This window comes from Mesorhizobium sp. M0618 (genome assembly GCF_040320765.1).
GTDB lineage: Bacteria > Pseudomonadota > Alphaproteobacteria > Rhizobiales > Rhizobiaceae > Mesorhizobium.
In genome coordinates, this window is record NZ_JAMYQH010000031.1 from 1 (window position 1) to 18,746 (window position 18,746).

Genomic DNA, 18,746 nt, shown 5'->3' on the forward strand with positions numbered 1-18,746 from the left:
GCTTCGTCGTCATCGCAAGATCCCCGTTTCAAAAACAGGGAATCACATCCACACAATTTTGCAACAGGCCCTCAAGGGGGGAGATCGGCAGTTTCAGCGCCTCGTTCCTCATGCTGCGTTGGCCGTTGGCGAAAGCGATGCGACGGTCCGATCTCCCCCCTTGAGGGGGAGATGCCCGGCAGGGCAGAGGGGGGTGCCTCGCGCTAACCTTGGCGGTATTTTCCAGTGACCCAGCTCGGCGCCACCGTCACCCGCGAAGGCATCCGCTTTGCCGCTTGGTCGCAGGCCGCCCGTCGGCTTTGGGTCTCGATCTTCGACGAGCGGGGCAACCGGGAGATCGAACGGCTCGAACTGCAGCCGGAAGGTGAGGGCGTCCATGCGCTGTTCGTTGCGGGGCTTGGCCAGGGCATCCGCTACGGCTTTCGCGCCGATGGCGACTACGCGCCGGAACGCGGACTGTGGTTCGATCCCGCCAAGCTCCTGACCGATCCTTATGCCGTCGAGATCGACAGGTCCTATGTCTATGACTGGCGGCTGGCCCAGCGCCGGGGCGAGGGCGCCGATACCGCACCGCTGATGCCCAAGGCGATTGCCGCTGCGCTGCCGAAGCCGGTGCAGGCTGCCCCGCCGCTATTCCAGCCGGGCGGCCTTATTTACGAAGTGCCGGTGCGCGCCTTCACCATGCTGCATCCGGACATTCCCGAAAAATTGCGCGGAACAGTCGCCGCACTTGCTCACCCGGCGGTTATCGAGCATCTGAAAAAACTGGGGGTTGGCGCGGTCGAACTGATGCCGGTGACCGCGTCGATGGACGAGCGACATTTGCCGCCGCTCGGGCTGCGCAATGCCTGGGGCTACAATCCCGTGACTTTCATGGCCCTCGATCCGCGTTTGGCGCCGGGCGGCGTCATGGAGTTGCGAAACACGGTCGCCGTGCTGCGCGAGGCTGGCATCGGCGTCATCCTCGACCTCGTCTTCAACCACACCGGCGAGAGCGACTGGCTTGGCCCGACGCTGTCGCTGCGCGGCCTCGACAACCAGGCGTACTACCGGCACACGCCTGACGGTAGGCTGGCCAACGACACCGGCACCGGCAACACGATCGCTTGCGACCATCCTGTCGTCCAGGAGATGGTCCTCGACACGCTTCGCCATTTCGTCAGGGATGCCGGCGTCGACGGCTTCCGCTTCGATCTCGCTCCCATTCTGGGGCGGGTCGAGGGAACATTCGATGCCGAGGCGCCGCTGCTGAGAGCGATGCGCGACGACCCGCTGCTGGCCGATCGGGTGTTGATCGCCGAGCCGTGGGACATCGGTTCCGACGGCTATCAGCTCGGTAATTTCCCGCCGCCCTTCCTCGAATGGAACGACAAGTATCGCGACGATGTCAGACGCTTTTGGCGCGGCGACGCCGGCATGGTCGGTGCGCTGGCGACCCGGCTTGCCGGTTCGTCCGATGTGTTCGCAACGAACAGGCAAAACGCCAGTCGGACCGTCAATTTCATCGCCGCCCATGACGGCATGACGCTCGCCGATATCGTGCGCTACGAGCGCAAGCACAACGAAGCCAATGGCGAGCAGAACCGCGACGGCCACAATGAAAACCTGTCCTGGAACAACGGCGTCGAAGGGGATGCGGACGATCCGGCCGTACCAACTGCTCGCCTGAACGATCAGCGCGCGCTGCTCGCCACGCTGTTTGCCTCACGCGGCACCATCATGCTGACCGCGGGCGACGAATTCGGCCGCACCCAGCAAGGCAACAACAACGCCTATGCGCAGGACAACGAGATCACCTGGCTCGTCTGGGCCGGCCGTGACCAGGCGCTGGAGCGCTACACGGTGGAACTCTCGAGGCTGCGCCGGTCGATGCCGGCGCTCTTCGATACAAGCTTCCTAACTGGCCAGCCGCAGGCAGGTTCGGGGATGCCGGACGTCGCATGGCTGACCGAGACAGGCGCGCCGCTCAATGAACAGTGCTGGCAGGACCCGCAGCGGTACCGCCTCGTCATGATCCTGGGTGGCGTCAGCCGCCTTGCCGTCATCATCAACGGCGATCGCCGGGCCTGCATGTTCACCTTGCCTGAGCGAGACGGCTTCTTCTGGGCTCCAGCCATCAAAGCGCCGGATGCGGCGGACAGTTCGCGACCGATATCGGGACGGGCGGTGATCTTCATGATCGAACGAGCGCAAGCCGGCACAGGGGAGAAGCGCAATGGCGGCAGGTGACAGGACCGGATGGTGGCGCGGTTGCGTCATCTACCAGATCTATCCGCGCTCCTTCCAGGACACCACCGGCGACGGCAGCGGCGACCTCAGAGGCATCACATCGAGGCTCGCCCATGTCGCCTCGCTTGGTGTCGACGCGGTCTGGCTGTCGCCTTTCTTCAAGTCGCCGATGGCCGATATGGGCTACGACGTGTCGGATTACTGCGATGTCGATCCGATGTTCGGCACGCTCGAGGATTTCGATGCGCTGGTCGCCGAGGCGCATCGTCTCGGCCTGAAGATCGTCATCGACCAGGTGCTGTCGCATTCGTCCGACAAGCACGACTGGTTTGTCGAAAGCCGCGCCAGCCGCGATAACCCCAAGGCCGACTGGTACATTTGGGCCGATACCAAGCCCGATGGCGGCGCGCCCAACAACTGGCTCTCCGTCTTCGGTGGCCCTGCCTGGGAATGGGATTCGACCCGCCGGCAGTATTACATGCACAATTTCCTTGCCTCGCAGCCCGATCTGAATTTCCACAATCCGGATGTCCAGGACGCGCTTCTCGACACGGTGCGCTTCTGGCTGGAGCGCGGCGTCGACGGTTTTCGGCTCGATACGGTCAATTACTATGTCCACGACCGCTGGCTGCGCAGCAATCCGCCGCTGGCGTCGAGCGTCGCCGGCACCAACGGCGAGACCAACACCTACCTCTACCAGGAGCATCTGTTCGACAAGACGCGGCCGGAAAACCTGGCGTTCCTGCGCCGCTTCAGGGCGCTGCTCGACGAATACGCCGACCGCGCCGCGGTTGGCGAAATCGGCGATGAAGGCCGCTCGCTGCAGACGCTCGCCGCTTACACCTCAGGCGGCGACAAGCTGCATATGTGTTACACCTTCGACCTGCTCGGTCCGCAGTTCTCGGCCGCGCATGTGCGTGGCTGTGTCGAAGCCTTCGAAGCGGCCGTCTCCGACGGCTGGGTCTGCTGGGCGTTCTCCAACCATGACGTGGTGCGCCATGTCAGCCGCTGGACAAGGCCGGGCAGCGATCCCGACGCGGTCGCAAGATTCTCGATCATGCTGCTCGCCTGCCTGCGCGGCTCGATCTGCCTCTATGAGGGCGAAGAGCTGGGCCTGGAGGAGGCGGAGCTGGCCTATGAGGATCTGCGCGATCCCGTCGGCATCCGCTTCTGGCCAGGCGTCAAGGGCAGGGATGGGTGTCGCACGCCAATGGTCTGGGAGGCCGGCGCCGACAATGCAGGCTTCTCCACGGCCAAGCCCTGGCTGCCGATACCGGCCAGCCATCGCACCCGCGCGGTCGACGCCCAGAATGCCGACACGGCCTCGGTGCTGAAGTCCTATCGGACCACGCTGGCCTTGCGCGGGGAGCATGAGGCGCTGGTATCAGGCTCGATCCGCTTTCTCGACGCCGAGGGTGACGTGCTGGCTTTCATCCGCGAGGGCGGCGGCGAAAGACTGCTCTGTGTCTTCAATTTCGCCGAGGGACCGGCCAGTTGGCCGTTGCCGGGGGATATCGGAGCGGTTGTACAGCTGGATGGCAATGCCGCGGTCGTCGAGACCGAGCTTTTGCTGCCAGCGCTCGGAGCCTTTGTTGGCAGGCTCGACTGATACCCGGACCGTTACTGCACCAGCACCGCACGTCCGCATGTCGCGCCGGTGACCCGGACATCGGCTTCGCCGAGATGCACGCCGAGCGTATCGAGCAGATTGTAAAGCAATGTGTCGACTGGTGCGGTCACGGTTTTCAAGAGCGTCGTCACCGCAGGTTTCACTGCGCCGAGCAGGGCGGTTACGTCAAGCCCGAGGATACCCAGCGCGTTGACGGAGAGTGACAACTTGTCGACCAGTGATGTTGTCAGCGTCTGAGTCAGGTCCCGTGTCGGCGTCGTCTTGATGGTTTTGGCGGCGATCTCGGTTTTGTTGAAGACCAGGTTGGTCGGGCTGACGTTGGTGATATCGGCACCCGCCGACCCCTTCACCAGTATTAGCGGGATTTTTAGCAGCAACAGATTGAGGCTGACATTCGCTATGTTGGCGTCGGAGAACGACTGCGGGTTGCTGAAATCGGCGAAAGCGGTGGGGCTGTTATCGGCGTCGCTGGCGGCAAGGTTCACCGCGGCGACGCCGGGCTTCGCGGCAATGGTAACCTTCAGGCTGTCGGGGCCGGTCGGGCAGCTGATGTCGGTCAGCTTGGCCTCGGCGTAGGCCACTTCGACATTCAGCGGCAGCTTGACCGACAGCAGGCTGATGCCGCCGCCCAGGTTTGGATTGCCGACGCCGACCGTGACCAGCAGCTTGATGCGCGTTTGCGCGGTGCGCACCACGGTGCCGGCTTCTCCAACCGCCAGCCATGGCGAGGATTGCGGCGGTTCGCCGATGGCGATGGCGAGCGTGGTCGACAGCACCCCGGGAATGGTGGCGCCGAGGGCGACGTCGACCTGCTTCGAACCGTTTGCCAGTCCGGCAGCGGCCGTCAGCATTCCCAAGGCGCTGGCATCGACGCCGAGGCCGGCGGGCCTTTGCCCGAGGCCCAATTTGCCGACGGAGCCGAGATCGACCAGATGACTGAGCGGGATCTTGACCGTGCTGGTCGACTTGGACGCGATCGTCTGCAGGGCGACCTTGGCCGTGTTGCCAAGCCCGGGCACATTGGCCATGGCCGTGGCGATCTGGCCGACGGTCGCCTTCGATGCCAGCACATCCGAATACGACACGCCGGTCAGGTTCAGCTGTGTGGCAACGCCGTCGACGAAGGAGAGCACGCTCACATCCGCCGAGATCAGCGCGTTGTAGTCCATGACGCTGAGCGAGATGTTGCTGCCGAGAAGTCCGCCGAGAAGCGCGTTGAGGATGCCGCCATCGAGGCTGGCGAGCCTCGATCCGACCGAGAACGTCGCCTGCGGCGTCATGCTGGCGGTGGCTTGGGTGCCGATGACGGGAGTGGGGATCAGCGAACTCGCGAAATAGCGGGCAGGGATCTTCTTCAGGGTGACGCGGACGGCATTGTAGGGTGTTACGCTGGCCTGGAAACGCTGGCCCACATTGGCGCCGGATGCCACATATCGCCCGGGTGTGACCGTCACGACGGTTTTGCCGGCCGCCGGCTCGATCGTCTGTCCCGAGCTTTGAACGACAACCCCTGGCATGCCGTTGTCGGTCAGCGTGGTGACAACCGCTGTGTTGACTTTGGTCATGTTCGAGGCGGCGGTGATCGCCGCCAGATCCACCATTGCCTGTGCTTCGCGGCGCTCGGTGTAGATCGAGGCTTCGTCGATGGCCACCGCGGCCAGCGCCAGCGCCACCGGCGCGCTCAATGCCGCCATGACGGTGAAGTTCGCTTTCCTGTCACTCAGCATCAACCGGGCAAGCCGACCGATCCCATTGCACGCATGCAGCAGCATTTAAATGCCCCCGACCCTAATCGTTGACTGGCGCTTGATGGTGGTCCCGGGCATGGCTATGCCCGGGAAAAGGTTCCAGATCGGCAGGTTGCGGGCATCGTACTGGATGGCCACCACGAACTGGCTTCCATCGGCCGCGCTGTCGTTGGCCTGGTAGGTCAACTTGCTGACATCCACGAAGGGATATCCGCCGGCATTGTTGGTGACGAAGCTGGCCACGAGCGTCTGGCGCTCGGTCTGGTTCAGCCCGGCAATGGCCGTGCGGGCCGCATCCGCCGCTATCTGCTGGATCGAGTTGGCGGCGCCGAAATATATACCGTATGCAACCATTCCGAGTAGAAGAAGAATGAAGATCGGCGAGAGTAAGGCAAATTCAACCGCAGAAGTTCCACGTTCTTCTTGAAATTTTCGCACCAATTGAAAGACTTTGGGCAATTTACTTGCTCCGTTGCTCATAGCCGCCACGCGTCTGAGATCGAACTGTATAGAAGGCAATCGTAATGTAACCTGTGGTTGCTTAAGAACGCATTAAGACATTCCGGCAAACTGGCGTGGCTCCGATTCGCGGTGAAAAATGGCGTCGAGGTGAAGAAACCAAGTCAAGCTTCTGGTTTCGGCTGGTGTTTCAGCGGCCACGCCATAGCTTTCGTCCGCCTTACTTTGGGTGACCCAGAGAGTCTGTTGAAATAAAAATTCTCCGCGTTAGTGTCTGGGCACGAGCCGCAGGACGGGAACCAGCGGCGCGCTCAAAGGGGTCAGATATCGGCTCCAGGGCGTCAACACTTAATAGGCGCGCCAACGGCAGCGCCGACAGGGAGAACTTCATGCTGAAAAACATGCTGAAGGCGACGGTGCTCGCCACGACCATGGCGCTGGCCGCCGGCACGTTCTACACGCCGGCTTTCGCCGAGACCGTCTATAACAGAGGCAGCGCCGCCGAAGCGGAGACGGTCGATCCGCACAAGACCTCGACAGTCTACGAAGCCGATATCATACGCGACCTGTTCCAGGGCCTGGTCATGCATGACCAGAAGACGAACCTCATTCCGGGCGCGGCCGAAAGCTGGACAGTGTCCGACGACGGCACTGTCTACACCTTCAAGCTGCGCAAGGATGGCCTCTGGTCGGATGGCAGCCCGGTGACGGCGGACGACTTCGTCTATTCGTTTCGTCGGCTGGAAGACCCGGCCACCGCTGCCGAATACGCCTCGATGCTGTACCCGGTGAAGGGTGCGGAGGACGTCAACACCAAGAAGGGCAAGCCGGAGGATATGGGTGTCAAAGCGATTGATGCAAATACCCTCGAAGTCACGCTGAAGGCGCCGACGCCTTACTTCCTGGAGATGCTGACCCATCAGGCCACCTATCCGGTCAACAAGGCTTCGATCGACAAGCTCGGCGCCGACTGGATCAAGGCGGGTAATCTCGTTTCGAACGGCGCCTATACGCTGGCCGAGTGGATTCCCAACGACCACATGAAGCTGGTCAAGAATCCGAAATTCTGGGACGCCGCGACCGTCAAGATGGACGTCGTCAACTATATCCCGACCGAAGACCGCTCATCGGCGATGAAGCGCTTCGAGGCCGGCGAACTCGACAGCTACGGCGACCTGCCGACCGAACAGCTCGCTGACCTCAAGACCAAGTTCGGCGACCAGGTCCGCGTCGGACCTTATCTCGGCACCTATTATTATGCGATCAAGACCGACAAGGCGCCGTGGGACAATGTCGAACTGCGCAACGCCATCTCGATGGCGATCGACCGCGACTTCCTCGCCGAGAAGGTCTGGCAGAACTCGATGCTGCCTGGCTATTCGATGGTGCCTCCGGGCATCGCGGGCTACTCGCCGGCAACGGCCAAATACGCCGACATGTCGCAGATCGACCGCGAGGACGCTGCCAAGAAGACCCTCGAGAAACTCGGCTATACGCCCGAGCATCCCTTGAAGATGGAGATCCGCTACAACACGTCGGAAAACCACAAGAACACGGCCGTCGCCATCCAGGAACAGTTGAAGCCGCTCGGCGTCGACGTCTCGCTCGTCAACACCGACACCAAGACCCACTACTCCTTCCTCGAGCAGAAGGGCGACTACGACGTGGCGCGTGCCGCCTGGATCGCCGACTACAAGGATCCGGAGACCTTCCTCGGCATCACCCGCAAGGCCAGCGGCAACAACTATTCGAGCTATGTCAGCCCGGCATATGAAGCGGCCATGGACAAGGCGGCGGCTGCCGGCGGTAAGCCGGAAGAGCGCATGAAGGACCTCGCTGAGGCCGAGCGCATCCTTGTCGATGACGTCGGTAACATTCCGCTTCTCTACTACAGCTTCCACGACATCGTTTCCTCGAAGCTGCATGGCTTCGACGACAATGTGATGGATATCCATCCGTCCCGCTTCGTCAGTAAGGACTGATCCTTAGCCGGGCCGCCGCGCAACTCAATGCGCGGCGGTGCTGGTTTGCCATCGCATCGGTCCGGAAACCGGAATCGATTTTCGGTATGTCGGTGCGAAGATTTGAAGGCTAGAGCGCAACCGTCCGGCTGGACGCGCGTTGCTCTGGATCAAGCGGGGCACCGATGCTGCGATACGTATTACGGCGGCTTCTGACCGCCATCCCGACGCTGTTCGTCATCGTGACCATGGCGTTTTTCCTGATGCGCGTCGCGCCGGGCGGCCCATTCAACCAAGAGCGGGGGCTGAGCCCCGAGATCAAGGCCAATCTCGAAGCCCAGTTCGGCCTCAACGACCCGCTCTGGCTGCAATTCGTCCATTATCTCGGCAATCTGCTGCGCGGCAATTTCGGCCCGAGCTACAACATGCCGGACTTCACCGTCACCGAACTCTTCGCCAAGGGCCTGCCTATATCGGTTCAGCTCGGCGCCTCGGCGCTCGTCCTGGCGCTGCTGCTCGGTTGTGTGCTCGGCACCATTGCGGCGCTTAACCAGAACAAGCTTGGCGACTATACGGTGATCGCGCTGGCGACGGCCGGCAGCACCATCCCAACCTTCGTCATCGCGCCGGTGATCCAACTCCTGTTCGGGCTGACCTGGAGGCTGCTGCCGATCGGTGGGTGGGGCGATGGCGCTTTCATCAACAAGGTCGGTCCGGTGTTGACGCTCGCTCTGCCGCAGATCGCCATCGTCGCCCGGCTGATGCGTGGCTCGATGATCGAATCCTTGCGGTCCCATCACATCCGCACGGCGCGCGCGCTCGGCCTGTCCGATTGGTCGGTGGTGGTCAAGCACGCGCTGCGCGGCGCCATCCTGCCGATCGTCTCCTTCACCGGTCCGGCGGCGGCGGCATTGCTGACCGGCTCGGTCATTGTCGAGACGATCTTCTCCATTCCAGGCGTTGGCCGCTATTTCGTCGATGCCGCGCTCAATCGTGACTACACGCTGGTGATGGGAACGGTGGTGGTGATCGCCATCTTTACCATTGTCTTCAACCTGATCGTCGACGTCATGTACGCGGTCGTCGATCCGAGGGTGCGCTATGACTGACATCGCAGCCACAGCCGCCCCCGCCGTCATCGGCCGTTCACTCTGGGGGGATGCCTGGGCGCGTCTCAAGGCCAATCGCGCCGCCATGTTCAGCCTGTACTACCTTGCCCTGATCGGTGTCGTCAGCGTATTCGGGCCGTGGTTCGTGCCACATCAATACACTACCATCTATGCCGACTATGTGCGCATGCCGCCAAGCCTGTCAGCCTATCCGAAGGCCGACATGGTCGAGACGGCGCTTACCGAAGCGATCAAGCGCATGCGGGTCGACATCAAGGAGTGGCGGCAGGAAGGCAACCAGGTCTTCGTCACCGTCAAGTCGACCAGGCCGATCGACGATCGCAACATCCGTTATCTCGACCGTTCCGATGCCTTTGACGGCACCAAGATCGAGAGCAAGTCGCCCGACGGTCTCGAAGTGACGATGAGCGCCTCGATCAAGCAGCAGTATTTCCTGTTCGGCACGGACAACACCGGCCGGGACCTGTTGTCGCGCACGCTGATGGCCGGGCGCATATCGCTGGCCATCGGCCTGCTCGCGGGTGTCGTGGCGGTGGTCATCGGCGTGGTCTACGGGGCCGCTGCCGGCTTTGCCGGCGGCAAAATCGACGAGGTGATGATGCGCATCGTCGACGTGCTCTATTCCTTGCCCTTCATCTTCTTCGTCATCATGCTGGTGGTGTTCTTCGGCCGCAACTTCGTGCTGATGTTCCTGGCGGTCGGCGCCGTGCTGTGGCTCGACATGGCGCGCATCGTGCGCGGCCAGGCGCTGTCGATCCGCCGGCAGGAATATGTCCAGGCGGCGGAAGCCATGGGTGTCGGCCAGCGCGGTATCCTGCTGCGCCACGTCATTCCCAATCTGCTCGGCCCGGTGGTCATCTACATGACGCTGCTGGTGCCGCAGGTCATCATCCTGGAGAGTTTCCTGTCATTCCTGGGGCTCGGCGTGCAGGAGCCGATGACCAGCTGGGGCGTGCTGATCTCGGTCGGCGCCAAGAACATTGGCACCGCCAACTGGCTGCTCCTGTTCCCCGCCTTCTTCCTCGTCTCGACGCTGTTCGCGCTGAATTTCGTCGGCGACGGCCTGCGCGACGCACTCGACCCAAGGGATCGCTAAGGTGGGGATCGCCGAGATGGCTGCTTCCGAAACAATCCTCAGCGTCAAGGATCTGCGTGTCCGCTTCCGCACGCTTGACGGCGCCGTCGAAGCAGTCAAGGGCATCAACATCCATGTCAAATCTGGCGAGACCGTTGCCGTGGTTGGCGAATCCGGGTCCGGCAAAAGCCAGACGATGATGGCGGCGATGAGCCTGCTGGCATCGAATGGCGAAGCGACAGGCAGCGTCGATTATCGCGGCCGCAATCTTCTGACGCTCAGCAAATCCGAGCTCAACCAGGTTCGTGGCCGCAAGATCAGCATGATCTTTCAGGAGCCGATGACTTCGCTCGATCCGCTCTATTCGATTGGCAATCAGTTGATCGAGCCGATCCGCCGGCACCGGGGCCTGAATGCCCCCGACGCGCGGGAAGAGGCGCTCAAGCTGCTGCGGCTGGTGCATATTCCCGATCCCGAGCGGCGGATGAAATCCTATCCGCATGAAATGTCCGGTGGCCAGCGCCAGCGTGTGATGATCGCGATGGCGCTCGCCAACGACCCTGACATATTGATCGCCGACGAGCCGACGACGGCGCTCGACGTGACCATCCAGGCGCAGATCCTGATGCTTCTGGCCGAATTGCAGCGCAAGCTCGGCATGGCGATCGTCTTCATCACCCACGATCTTGGCATCGTCCGCCGCTTTGCCGACAGGGTCTATGTCATGCGCCAGGGCGAGGTTGTCGAGGAGGGGGAGGCGGAGGCCATCTTCGTCAATCCCCAGCATGCCTACACGAAAATGCTGCTGGCGGCCGAGCCGACCGGTAGCAAGGCGCCGCCGCCCGCCAATGCCCCGGTGCTGCTCGAAGGCAGGAATGTCGAAGTGACGTTCAGGATCGGCGGCGGGTTTCTTGCTGGTGAACCGCTGATGCTGCGTGCCGTCGATCACATCTCCATCCGGCTGCAGCGCAACCAGACCATCGGCATCGTCGGTGAATCCGGCTCGGGCAAGTCGACCCTCGGCCGCGCCTTGCTGCGGCTGTTGCCGAGCGACGGGCTCATCCGTTTCGGCGATCGCGACATTTCCCAAGCCGACCGGCAGGCGATGCGGCCGCTGCGGCGCCAGATGCAGCTCGTCTTCCAGGACCCGTTCGGCTCGCTGTCGCCGCGCATGACCGTTGGCCAGGTCATCACTGAAGGACTTCTGGTGCATGAGCCTGATCTTTCAGGCAAGCAGCGTGATCAACGCGCGGTCGAGGCCTTGCGCGAGGTCGGCCTCGACCCCAACGCACGTAATCGCTACCCGCACGAATTCTCGGGCGGCCAGCGGCAGCGCATCGCCATTGCTCGCGCCATGATCCTGAAGCCCAGGCTGGTGGTCTTGGATGAGCCGACCTCGGCGCTCGATCGCTCTGTGCAGAAACAGATCGTCGAACTGCTGCGCAAGCTGCAGGCGGACCACGAATTGTCCTATCTTTTCATCAGCCATGATCTGTCGGTCGTGCGCGCCATGGCCGACTACATCATCGTCATGAAACAGGGCAAGATCGTCGAGGAAGGGCCGACCGAGGCGATCTTCAGCAATCCGCAGCACGCCTACACGCAGACGCTGATGGCGGCCGCGATCGACGTGACGCGATTTCGGCTGAGCGCCTGAACCGGGCTCCGCACCAAGGCATTGGCTGTCCGCTCAATTCGCGGACCTCGGGCACTTGCGCGCTCGCACAGCGGCAATGGCATCCTGTTGCTGCTTAAGCCGGTCGATCCTGGCTGTTTCGCGGTTGGCCACCGCGGTCTTCACGCGTGAGCCGCCGAGCAGCCAGCGTGGAACATTGGTGTTGGTGACCTTGCCGCGCGTGATTGCCGTTTGCGAGATGTCACGGGCGACGTCTCCCATCGCACTGTTGAGGTCGGTGCACGTCATCGAATCGTATTTCGCTGGATCGACGGTTCTTCCGAGCGATGAACAGCCAGCGACGAGAACCAGCGTCATCACAAGGATCAAGGGCGGGATTGTGGTTGAATTCAAATTCATGTCGCACTCGGCCCGCCGTTTCACTCTTTCATCAGGTCCATCGACCCTAAAGCCGACGCACCTTTTCGTCAAAATATGCGGCCGCGAACCTGCCACTGGGGCCGGCCTTTCGGTCGACGCAGGAACATTTCAGTCACTCGAATTGCTATCTGCCGAGTGTTGGGCTCAATCTCTGGCAAAGGAAGAGTTCCGGGGACGTCGTGACGCCTTTCCTACGCTGCTTCGGCTCCTACGCTGCTTCGGCCACGAGCGTCGACGGGGGGCGACCGCCGAGCACTGTCTGAGCGATGTCGGCGTCATTTTCATCGACATGCGCCGTCACCAGAACCACCCCCTCGGCAACCTCCTGATCATCCGCTTTTATGGCGGCTATGGCGAATGTTCCAAACAGACCGCCGGCAACGCCGCCACAGAACGCGCCAGCCACCGCTGTTGGCAATACGCCCGCAGCAACAGGATTGATGCCATAGGCCGCAACGGCACTCAGGCAGACCAACCCGCCGGCGGCAGCGCCAAATAACGATCCCAAAGCGGAAACCCGAAGAGATCCCGCCTCGTCATTGTAAGGCCCGATGATCGCGATCTGTACGCGAGGAATTCCGGCCGCCACCAAGTCGCTGGCAACCCGCGCCGCATCGGCGGGGGAATCAAAAAGTCTGCTAATCGTCGGCATGGTCGCTTAACGCTTCTGGCTGTTCAGCTGCGTGTCGGTGAGGAATGACGCGGCAATCAGGTCGTCAACCTCGATTCGCCCCTCGCGACCCTCCATGATGGCCGCGACCTTCTGGAAGGTCTTCATCTCGTCTTCGGTAATCTGGGCTTCCTGCATCCTGGCTTTGATCTCTGTCATGCGCATGCTCAGGGCATGGGATCTTTTGGTCTCACGGTTCGACATGCTGCTGCTCTTAGTTTCATTGACCATTTTTTGCCCGCCACCCGAATTTGGGGCAAGGGCAAGCGTTTCCAACCTGGACTTCGGTCGGGCAAGGGCCGGACCTAAGTCTGGTCGTGGGCACATGATCGGGACGCGTGCCAAGAGGCCTCTCGTGGCCCCACTCCCATCCAAACTCGACTCCCATCAAGAATCGGGGCCGGATCCCTGCGTTAGTACCCGTCGTTCGATCACCGCGGGATGGTGCCGATGGGTTAGGACGGAGCCCGTCACGGCAGCGCTGTCGTGGTGATGATGCCGGCGCCCATGATCATAGAACGCAACGACGGAACATTAGGCGTGCCTGACGGTTTATTTCTCGCAGCCAGGATCACGATTTGGTGTCTGCTGCAGATCAGTCGGCAAAGGCTGGTCGGCCCGCGTTCTCTACCAGAGGCGCGGGCTCCCCCAGGCAACAGGAGAGAGATCATGAACAATATCATTTGGCTCGTCGGAGCTGTGGTCATCGTGATAGCGATCTTGAGCTTTTTTGGCCTCCGCTGAGCGGACGCGCGTGCCAGTCGGGATGTTTTCCGGAATCTGTCCGCGAAGCGCACGCACGAAAGCATCAGGCGGCCGGTTGAGGCCGTCTGGTTACTGTCCAGTGCAACAGCATCGCTGTCAGCCGGGCACGCGAATAAAAATTCGCCCATCCGACTGACGGGGGACGAGAGTAATCTCGCTTGAGGGGCAGGTGGAGCGCCGAAGTCGGGATGCGCTAACTCTTTGTTTTTTCTGGTCGGAGTGGCAGGATTTGAACCTGCGACCCCCTCGTCCCGAACGACGGGGTCTGCCAGCGAAAACCCGGATTTCCGCCATTCCTCATCACGGTCGGCGACCTTTGTTCACCTTTGTTTCTAGCATACCTGTGGGGTTTCTGTGGGGAGCTGTGGGGGCGTTCGTCGTCTGTGCCTCCGGCATGCGTACCACATTTTTTGGAAGGCTCCTGTAGCGCGACTTGGAGACAATCGCCTCGGCCGCCTCTGCCTGGAAGTCTGGATGATGGTGGCCATACGTCTGGATCAGCATCTCGACGGTCATGCCGAGGAAGCCAGCGGCTGCCCAAGGGTCGGAGCCTTGTTGCATTAGCCATGTTGCAGCGGTGTGGCGGAAGATGTGAGGAGTCACATCGGTACGGAATATGCGTCTGACGCCTCCATCCGGAGCTTCAACATCGTCGTACCAGCCCAATCCGGCTGCCTCGACCACTGAGCGGAACGCCTTCTTGATTGACTGGACGGGTTTCCCGTTCCACTCAACGACGTAGTCGTGGGCGATCATTCGACCGACGTTTGAGCTCTTGCCGCGACCCTTGGTCTTGATCTCCAGCGGAGTGACGGCCCATCGCCGTACATGGGCAAGCAGACGATCGGGCAGACGTACCGGCGGCTGGCGCTTCTTGGTCTCGAGGCGACCAGCTGCGCGACGATAGAAAACGCCGCGCTCCAGGTCCAAATGGCCCGCCCCTTCGGTAGGTCGGACGGCGGCACCACAGATCGCCGCCGAGCGCGTGCCGGTGTAGAGCGCGACAAGGATAAAGCGCGCGACGTGGCGCCCTGTGCGACGGTCGCTAGCCCGACCTTTCCACGACTGACGCATGCGCCACGCAGCGCGGATCAAAGCCGCCGCTTCGTTTCGTGTCAGCCAGCGATCTCTGGGCAAGGACTTAGGTGGCAGCACGATGGCCGGCGCTGAGGTTATGTAGCCCTCTCGATGATAGTTGTTCAGCGCTGCCCGCAAGTCCTCCAACTGCCGCCGAGCGGCTGCACCGCCGCCGTGTGCTTTAGCATAGTCGCGGCAGATCTTGCCGTCGATGTCGCCGATCATCATATTGCCGAACCAGTTCAGCACTGAGACCATACGGCCACCGGTTTCCTTGGGCTTGGCGTGATTTGGCGCGACGTCAGTTAGGTAGACACTAATGGCGTCGGCTATTGCGACCGTAGCGGGATCACGACTGCGCTCGCGGACCGGCTCGTACTTTTCGGTGATGTAGCTGGCAAGCCGTTTTTCAGCGCGTTCGCGGTTGCCAGTGCCGCCGCAAGCGCTGACGAAGGTGTTGCCGTCACGAATGAACCAGCCGGCGCGGCTCCGTAGGGATCCGTCCTGCTTCCTGCTTTCGTCCCGCCAGACGAGGCGTGCCCCTTTCGAAGTCCTCGACATCTTTCCCTCATCTCGGCGATCGCGGCCAAGGTGACATACTCCTTCCCCGCGATCATCTCTGTTACAAGTCGGCCAGCATCCCGCTCCTTGCGCAGCCCTGGTGCCCCCATCGTACCGTCGGGGAAAGCGATGCAAGCGGCTATGTCCAGCCGGAGCGGGGCGCTTTGGTCGGGGTGATGGCTATTCTCAAAAATGCGGTTGGTCACAGATCAGAAAACACGCTGGTGTGTGGAGGCCATTGATGGCGGGGCCAGCCTGATCTAGTTCGTTGGACAATACGGTTCTATGGGCCTTGGGCGTGGTACTATAGGGGGAGTGCTTTTCTTTGCCCCGGACCGTCCGGCGGCGAGTGCTATTACCCGAAAAAGCAAAAATTTCTGCGGGCCATAGATAGGTCCATTCCCAAGCAAACCCGACCGATCAGCACAGGATATCGTGTACACCTTCCCCTGTCCGGTACCAGGCGCGCAGGTGATCGAAAGATCTGCGGCCTAGCTGGTTCCAAAACGTTCAGGCCGGCGGCCGAGCTGCAGCACGGAAATGCCAGCCCAAAATCCAGCTGGTTGTGCCATCGCTCCTCGGGCCTGCATTGGGAAAGCTCGGCCGAGAAGGTGTCGCCCACGTGATGTCGGTGGAGCTTTTTAGGTACGACTGTCAATCGGCAGATTCGAAGAACGCTGCGAGAGCCGGGGGCGGACGTGACACCGAAGCCATTGGAAAAACATCGGGTGCCTGAAGAAGGAGGAAGAGGTGGCAGAGGATCATTCAGGATCCTCAGGATCAAACTTCGCGATGCGTGCGACGGCCTCTCGAAGCATTGCCGCCTTCCGCCGGCCCCGCTCCTGGATTATCTCTCGGAGCCGATCAGGCGGGATGGTCGACATGAAGTCCGCCGAGGTTATTTCGCCATCCTGATAGGTGAACTTGAGCGCCATTGCGCCGACCAGATTGACGTGTTGGGCAAGGACGGATGCGAGCTCGTTGAGGCTGGCGGCGTGGGCGTACAGGAGCGCGGTGGCTACAGGCGATCTGCGGATAATTGCATTGCTGACCAGAAGCTCGAAGCCCTTCCACCACATCAGTTCCCCGATGCCTCGCCCTGTGACCGAGGCGGCGGACTGAGCCGCGCTCACGTACCTGGCCAGAAAGTCATTTTCATAAACGACTTCGTGGTCGCCTCGCGCCCAGTTAACCTCCGCGTTTCCCTTTTGGTTAACCCTTGCGTGGAGATAGGCCCGCGGTTTCCTGTTCTCATCGCGTACGGCGGAGCTCCAGTTGGCGGGATAGATAAGGACATCGACGTGTTCTTGGTTTAGGCCGCAGGCGTAGTCGTTGTCGAGCATTTGGGAGAGATCCTCGTGTAGTCTGGATGTTCCGGTCCGGTCGCGATCACGCGCCAGGGCCAGATAGTCGGAGCTCGAGATGAACGGGTCGAACAGTTTGGTCATTGAAAGTCCTTTGAGGAGGAAGGCTGGACGCCGTGAAGTTTGGCTTCGGCTATGTTAGGAACGAGTCGCCCGTTCGAAGCGGCGCATGACATGGTGATAGACTTCAGGGGTCTTGTGGCCGGCGTCCGTCATCAGGGTGGCAGCGCTTCGCAGCGTTTCAATCGTTGATTTAAGGGCTGTAAACTCTTCATCTTCGTGATGAAGGTCCAGTTCCGAGGAGAGTTCGCGAAGAAGGTCGGTCAGCACTTTTGCCGTTGTCTGGTCGATGGTCATGTTGTGAGTTCCTTGGGATTGGTAGTTGATCGTATACGGTGTGTTTGCACTATATGCGATACATAAGTGGCGCAAAATTGCCTTCAATAGGCCGCCAAAGATTTTTTGCTGGAGAATGTTCGGATGACCGAAGCCGAGTGGGAGCGACTGATCAGCGGGGTGTTGAAGGCCGAGCTAAAGCTTCAGGGTCTGAGCTACGCCGACTTGGCCGAGAAGTTGGCTGTCATCGGCGTCGAGGAGAAGGTGCCGAACATCCGCAACAAACTGTCACGCGGACGCTTCAGCGCTGTCTTCCTAGCGCAGTGTCTTCACGCGATAGGGTCGAAGAGGCTGAAGCTCGACTGACTTTTGTGGGGGCGCCGGCGCCTGGTCCATGCAGTGATATAGACACAGCTACCGCGGCTAGTTGACCAGTCGGGTTTGGGCCCTTGGACCTGGCTCAAGTTTTGGCGCAGGCGGGATTGGTCACTCGGAGACGATCTCGACGGAGTTCTCTTCCCCTAGAGTATCGCGGATTACGCGCCTAGCGGAACGAGCTTGGCGGGACCAAATGGGTCGGACCATCCATTGAAAGGAAACCAATGTCCGACAAATATTTGACAGTCTCAGAAGTTGCCGACTTGCTTGGTGTGCTCAAAGAAAACGTTTTGCGAATGGCTGAGCATGGGGCGCTCCCACCTCCGGTCACGACAAACGGTGAACCACACTTTCCTGAGGAGCCTATCTTGCGTCGACGTGAGGAGGAGGACGACGCTATCCCCTCTGCAGGCGTCTACCTCTCGACGGGCGAAGATTTTTTCTATCATAGGGTGGTGAAGGCCAGCCACATGCTTGTCTACAAAAACTGTCCATTCGCAGTTTTCAGTCTCTGGGACAAAAGCCTTCACATTCGCCCATGGCTCACACACTTGGTCGATGATCTTCCCGATCACGAGACCATCTTGCTTTCCTGTGAGGACGCAAGTGTCCCTGAGGTCAGTTTGGAGGATCTTCCAAAGCCCACTTCAATCGCCTGGGGATATAGCTGGGCCGGACGGTATGATTTGGATGTGATGGTCGCAGCTCCAAATGTGAGCCACTGATCCCAGCAAGCATTAGTAGCGCGTCATGGATGCCGAGTTTCAAATGCTCGGCGTCCAAAAGGCTGCACTTGTGTGGTTCGCGGGCCTGCGCACATCACGCGCCTCGTGGTGAGATCTGACTGCAGCACCACGCAGCACACTTCGGTTGTTCCCCTCATCGGTAGTCAACATCTGTTCGCCACTGGCAGCGGCCAGGTGAACCGAAAGGCGGAATACATGAAAGAACAAAATCCCATAGACCTCTTCCCATATTTGGCTAAGTACGAAAGACATCTTATGGTCGACCACAAGGTAGCTCTAAAACTTCACATCACCAAGCAAGCGCTCATCGAACTGGTACAGGCAGGGTTGGGCCCGAAGCCCCATCCCGCCTTTGCGTCTGGACATTACTGGTTTTCGAAGGCGTTCGTTCCAAGCTGGAAATCCTGGGCAGCTCGGGAAGCAGGTGACGACGATATAAGGCAAGCGGCCGATATCATTCTGAAAGACGATCGCACTCGGCGCATTCGTGAGTTCGAACACTATGACAACGCAGATCCGCGCAGGTTTCTGACTACCTTGTTTTCTCGGAAGGCATGGTAG

17 protein-coding genes are annotated in these 18,746 nt (G+C 61.0%); 9 read left to right on the forward strand and 8 right to left on the reverse strand.

The genetic code is table 11. The features are described 5' to 3' along the window. The first annotated feature begins 225 nt into the window (after positions 1-225). Positions 226-2,229 (forward strand): glycogen debranching protein GlgX, encoded by a 2,004-nt coding sequence (gene glgX, locus NKJ04_RS26775; RefSeq protein ID WP_352678167.1) that lies wholly within the window; start codon positions 226-228, stop codon positions 2,227-2,229. Next, positions 2,216-3,838 (forward strand): beta-galactosidase BglA, encoded by a 1,623-nt coding sequence (gene bglA, locus NKJ04_RS26780; protein ID WP_352550718.1) that lies wholly within the window; start codon positions 2,216-2,218, stop codon positions 3,836-3,838. The genes glgX and bglA overlap by 14 nt, the downstream gene beginning before the upstream one ends. An 11-nt stretch (positions 3,839-3,849) precedes the next feature. Here bglA and NKJ04_RS26785 read toward each other — a convergent pair whose 3' ends face one another. Together NKJ04_RS26785 and NKJ04_RS26790 are read right to left on the reverse strand one after the other, a co-directional pair. Further along, a complete protein-coding gene (locus tag NKJ04_RS26785) occupies positions 3,850-5,631 on the reverse strand; it encodes a TadG family pilus assembly protein (RefSeq protein ID WP_352678170.1) in 1,782 nt (593 codons plus the stop codon). Then, the gene (locus tag NKJ04_RS26790; RefSeq protein WP_164780233.1) at positions 5,632-6,087 is read right to left on the reverse strand and encodes a TadE/TadG family type IV pilus assembly protein; all 456 of its coding nucleotides are present in this window, start codon (positions 6,085-6,087) and stop codon (positions 5,632-5,634) included. Positions 6,088-6,455: 368 nt separating this feature from the next. Here NKJ04_RS26790 and NKJ04_RS26795 point away from each other — a divergent pair, with 368 nt between their 5' ends. From NKJ04_RS26795 to NKJ04_RS26810, 4 genes are all read left to right on the forward strand, one after another. Beyond that, positions 6,456-8,048 carry a peptide ABC transporter substrate-binding protein gene (locus tag NKJ04_RS26795; protein WP_352678173.1) on the forward strand — a complete coding sequence of 531 codons (1,593 nt, stop codon included), beginning with the start codon at positions 6,456-6,458 and terminating at the stop codon, positions 8,046-8,048. A 164-nt stretch (positions 8,049-8,212) separates the two neighbouring features. Continuing rightward, on the forward strand, positions 8,213-9,136 hold the full coding sequence (locus NKJ04_RS26800) for an ABC transporter permease subunit (protein WP_027035849.1): 924 nt from the start codon (positions 8,213-8,215) through the stop codon (positions 9,134-9,136). Beyond that, positions 9,129-10,253, forward strand: coding sequence for an ABC transporter permease (locus NKJ04_RS26805; protein ID WP_127295647.1), 1,125 nt, complete (start codon positions 9,129-9,131; stop codon positions 10,251-10,253). Before NKJ04_RS26800 ends, NKJ04_RS26805 begins: the two co-directional genes overlap by 8 nt. Positions 10,254-10,269: 16 nt before the next feature. Then, positions 10,270-11,889 carry an ABC transporter ATP-binding protein gene (locus NKJ04_RS26810; protein ID WP_352678178.1) on the forward strand — a complete coding sequence of 540 codons (1,620 nt, stop codon included), beginning with the start codon at positions 10,270-10,272 and terminating at the stop codon, positions 11,887-11,889. A gap of 33 nt (positions 11,890-11,922) precedes the next feature. Here the strand turns inward: NKJ04_RS26810 and NKJ04_RS26815 are convergent, their stop codons facing one another. The 6 genes from NKJ04_RS26815 to NKJ04_RS26840 form a co-directional block, all read right to left on the reverse strand. Then, positions 11,923-12,267 carry a hypothetical protein gene (locus tag NKJ04_RS26815; RefSeq protein ID WP_352550714.1) on the reverse strand — a complete coding sequence of 115 codons (345 nt, stop codon included), beginning with the start codon at positions 12,265-12,267 and terminating at the stop codon, positions 11,923-11,925. Between the two features lie 229 nt (positions 12,268-12,496). Next, positions 12,497-12,940 (reverse strand): hypothetical protein, encoded by a 444-nt coding sequence (locus NKJ04_RS26820; RefSeq protein ID WP_352550712.1) that lies wholly within the window; start codon positions 12,938-12,940, stop codon positions 12,497-12,499. Between the two features lie 6 nt (positions 12,941-12,946). Then, positions 12,947-13,117, reverse strand: a complete 171-nt coding sequence (locus NKJ04_RS26825; protein ID WP_430981656.1) for a hypothetical protein — start codon at positions 13,115-13,117, stop codon at positions 12,947-12,949. Between the two features lie 906 nt (positions 13,118-14,023). Next, positions 14,024-15,361, reverse strand: coding sequence for a site-specific integrase (locus NKJ04_RS26830; RefSeq protein WP_023808491.1), 1,338 nt, complete (start codon positions 15,359-15,361; stop codon positions 14,024-14,026). A gap of 761 nt (positions 15,362-16,122) precedes the next feature. Then, on the reverse strand, positions 16,123-16,809 hold the full coding sequence (locus NKJ04_RS26835; protein WP_023808490.1) for a hypothetical protein: 687 nt from the start codon (positions 16,807-16,809) through the stop codon (positions 16,123-16,125). A 54-nt stretch (positions 16,810-16,863) separates the two neighbouring features. After that, positions 16,864-17,082, reverse strand: a complete 219-nt coding sequence (locus tag NKJ04_RS26840) for a hypothetical protein (protein ID WP_023808489.1) — start codon at positions 17,080-17,082, stop codon at positions 16,864-16,866. Between the two features lie 123 nt (positions 17,083-17,205). On the opposite strand from NKJ04_RS26840, the gene NKJ04_RS26845 reads away from it, so the two are divergent. From NKJ04_RS26845 to NKJ04_RS26855, 3 genes are all read left to right on the forward strand, one after another. Next, positions 17,206-17,427 (forward strand): DUF6471 domain-containing protein, encoded by a 222-nt coding sequence (locus tag NKJ04_RS26845; protein ID WP_023808488.1) that lies wholly within the window; start codon positions 17,206-17,208, stop codon positions 17,425-17,427. 236 nt (positions 17,428-17,663) lie between these two features. After that, positions 17,664-18,164, forward strand: a complete 501-nt coding sequence (locus tag NKJ04_RS26850; RefSeq protein ID WP_023808487.1) for a hypothetical protein — start codon at positions 17,664-17,666, stop codon at positions 18,162-18,164. Positions 18,165-18,380: 216 nt separating this feature from the next. Beyond that, on the forward strand, positions 18,381-18,746 hold the full coding sequence (locus tag NKJ04_RS26855; RefSeq protein WP_155930531.1) for a hypothetical protein: 366 nt from the start codon (positions 18,381-18,383) through the stop codon (positions 18,744-18,746).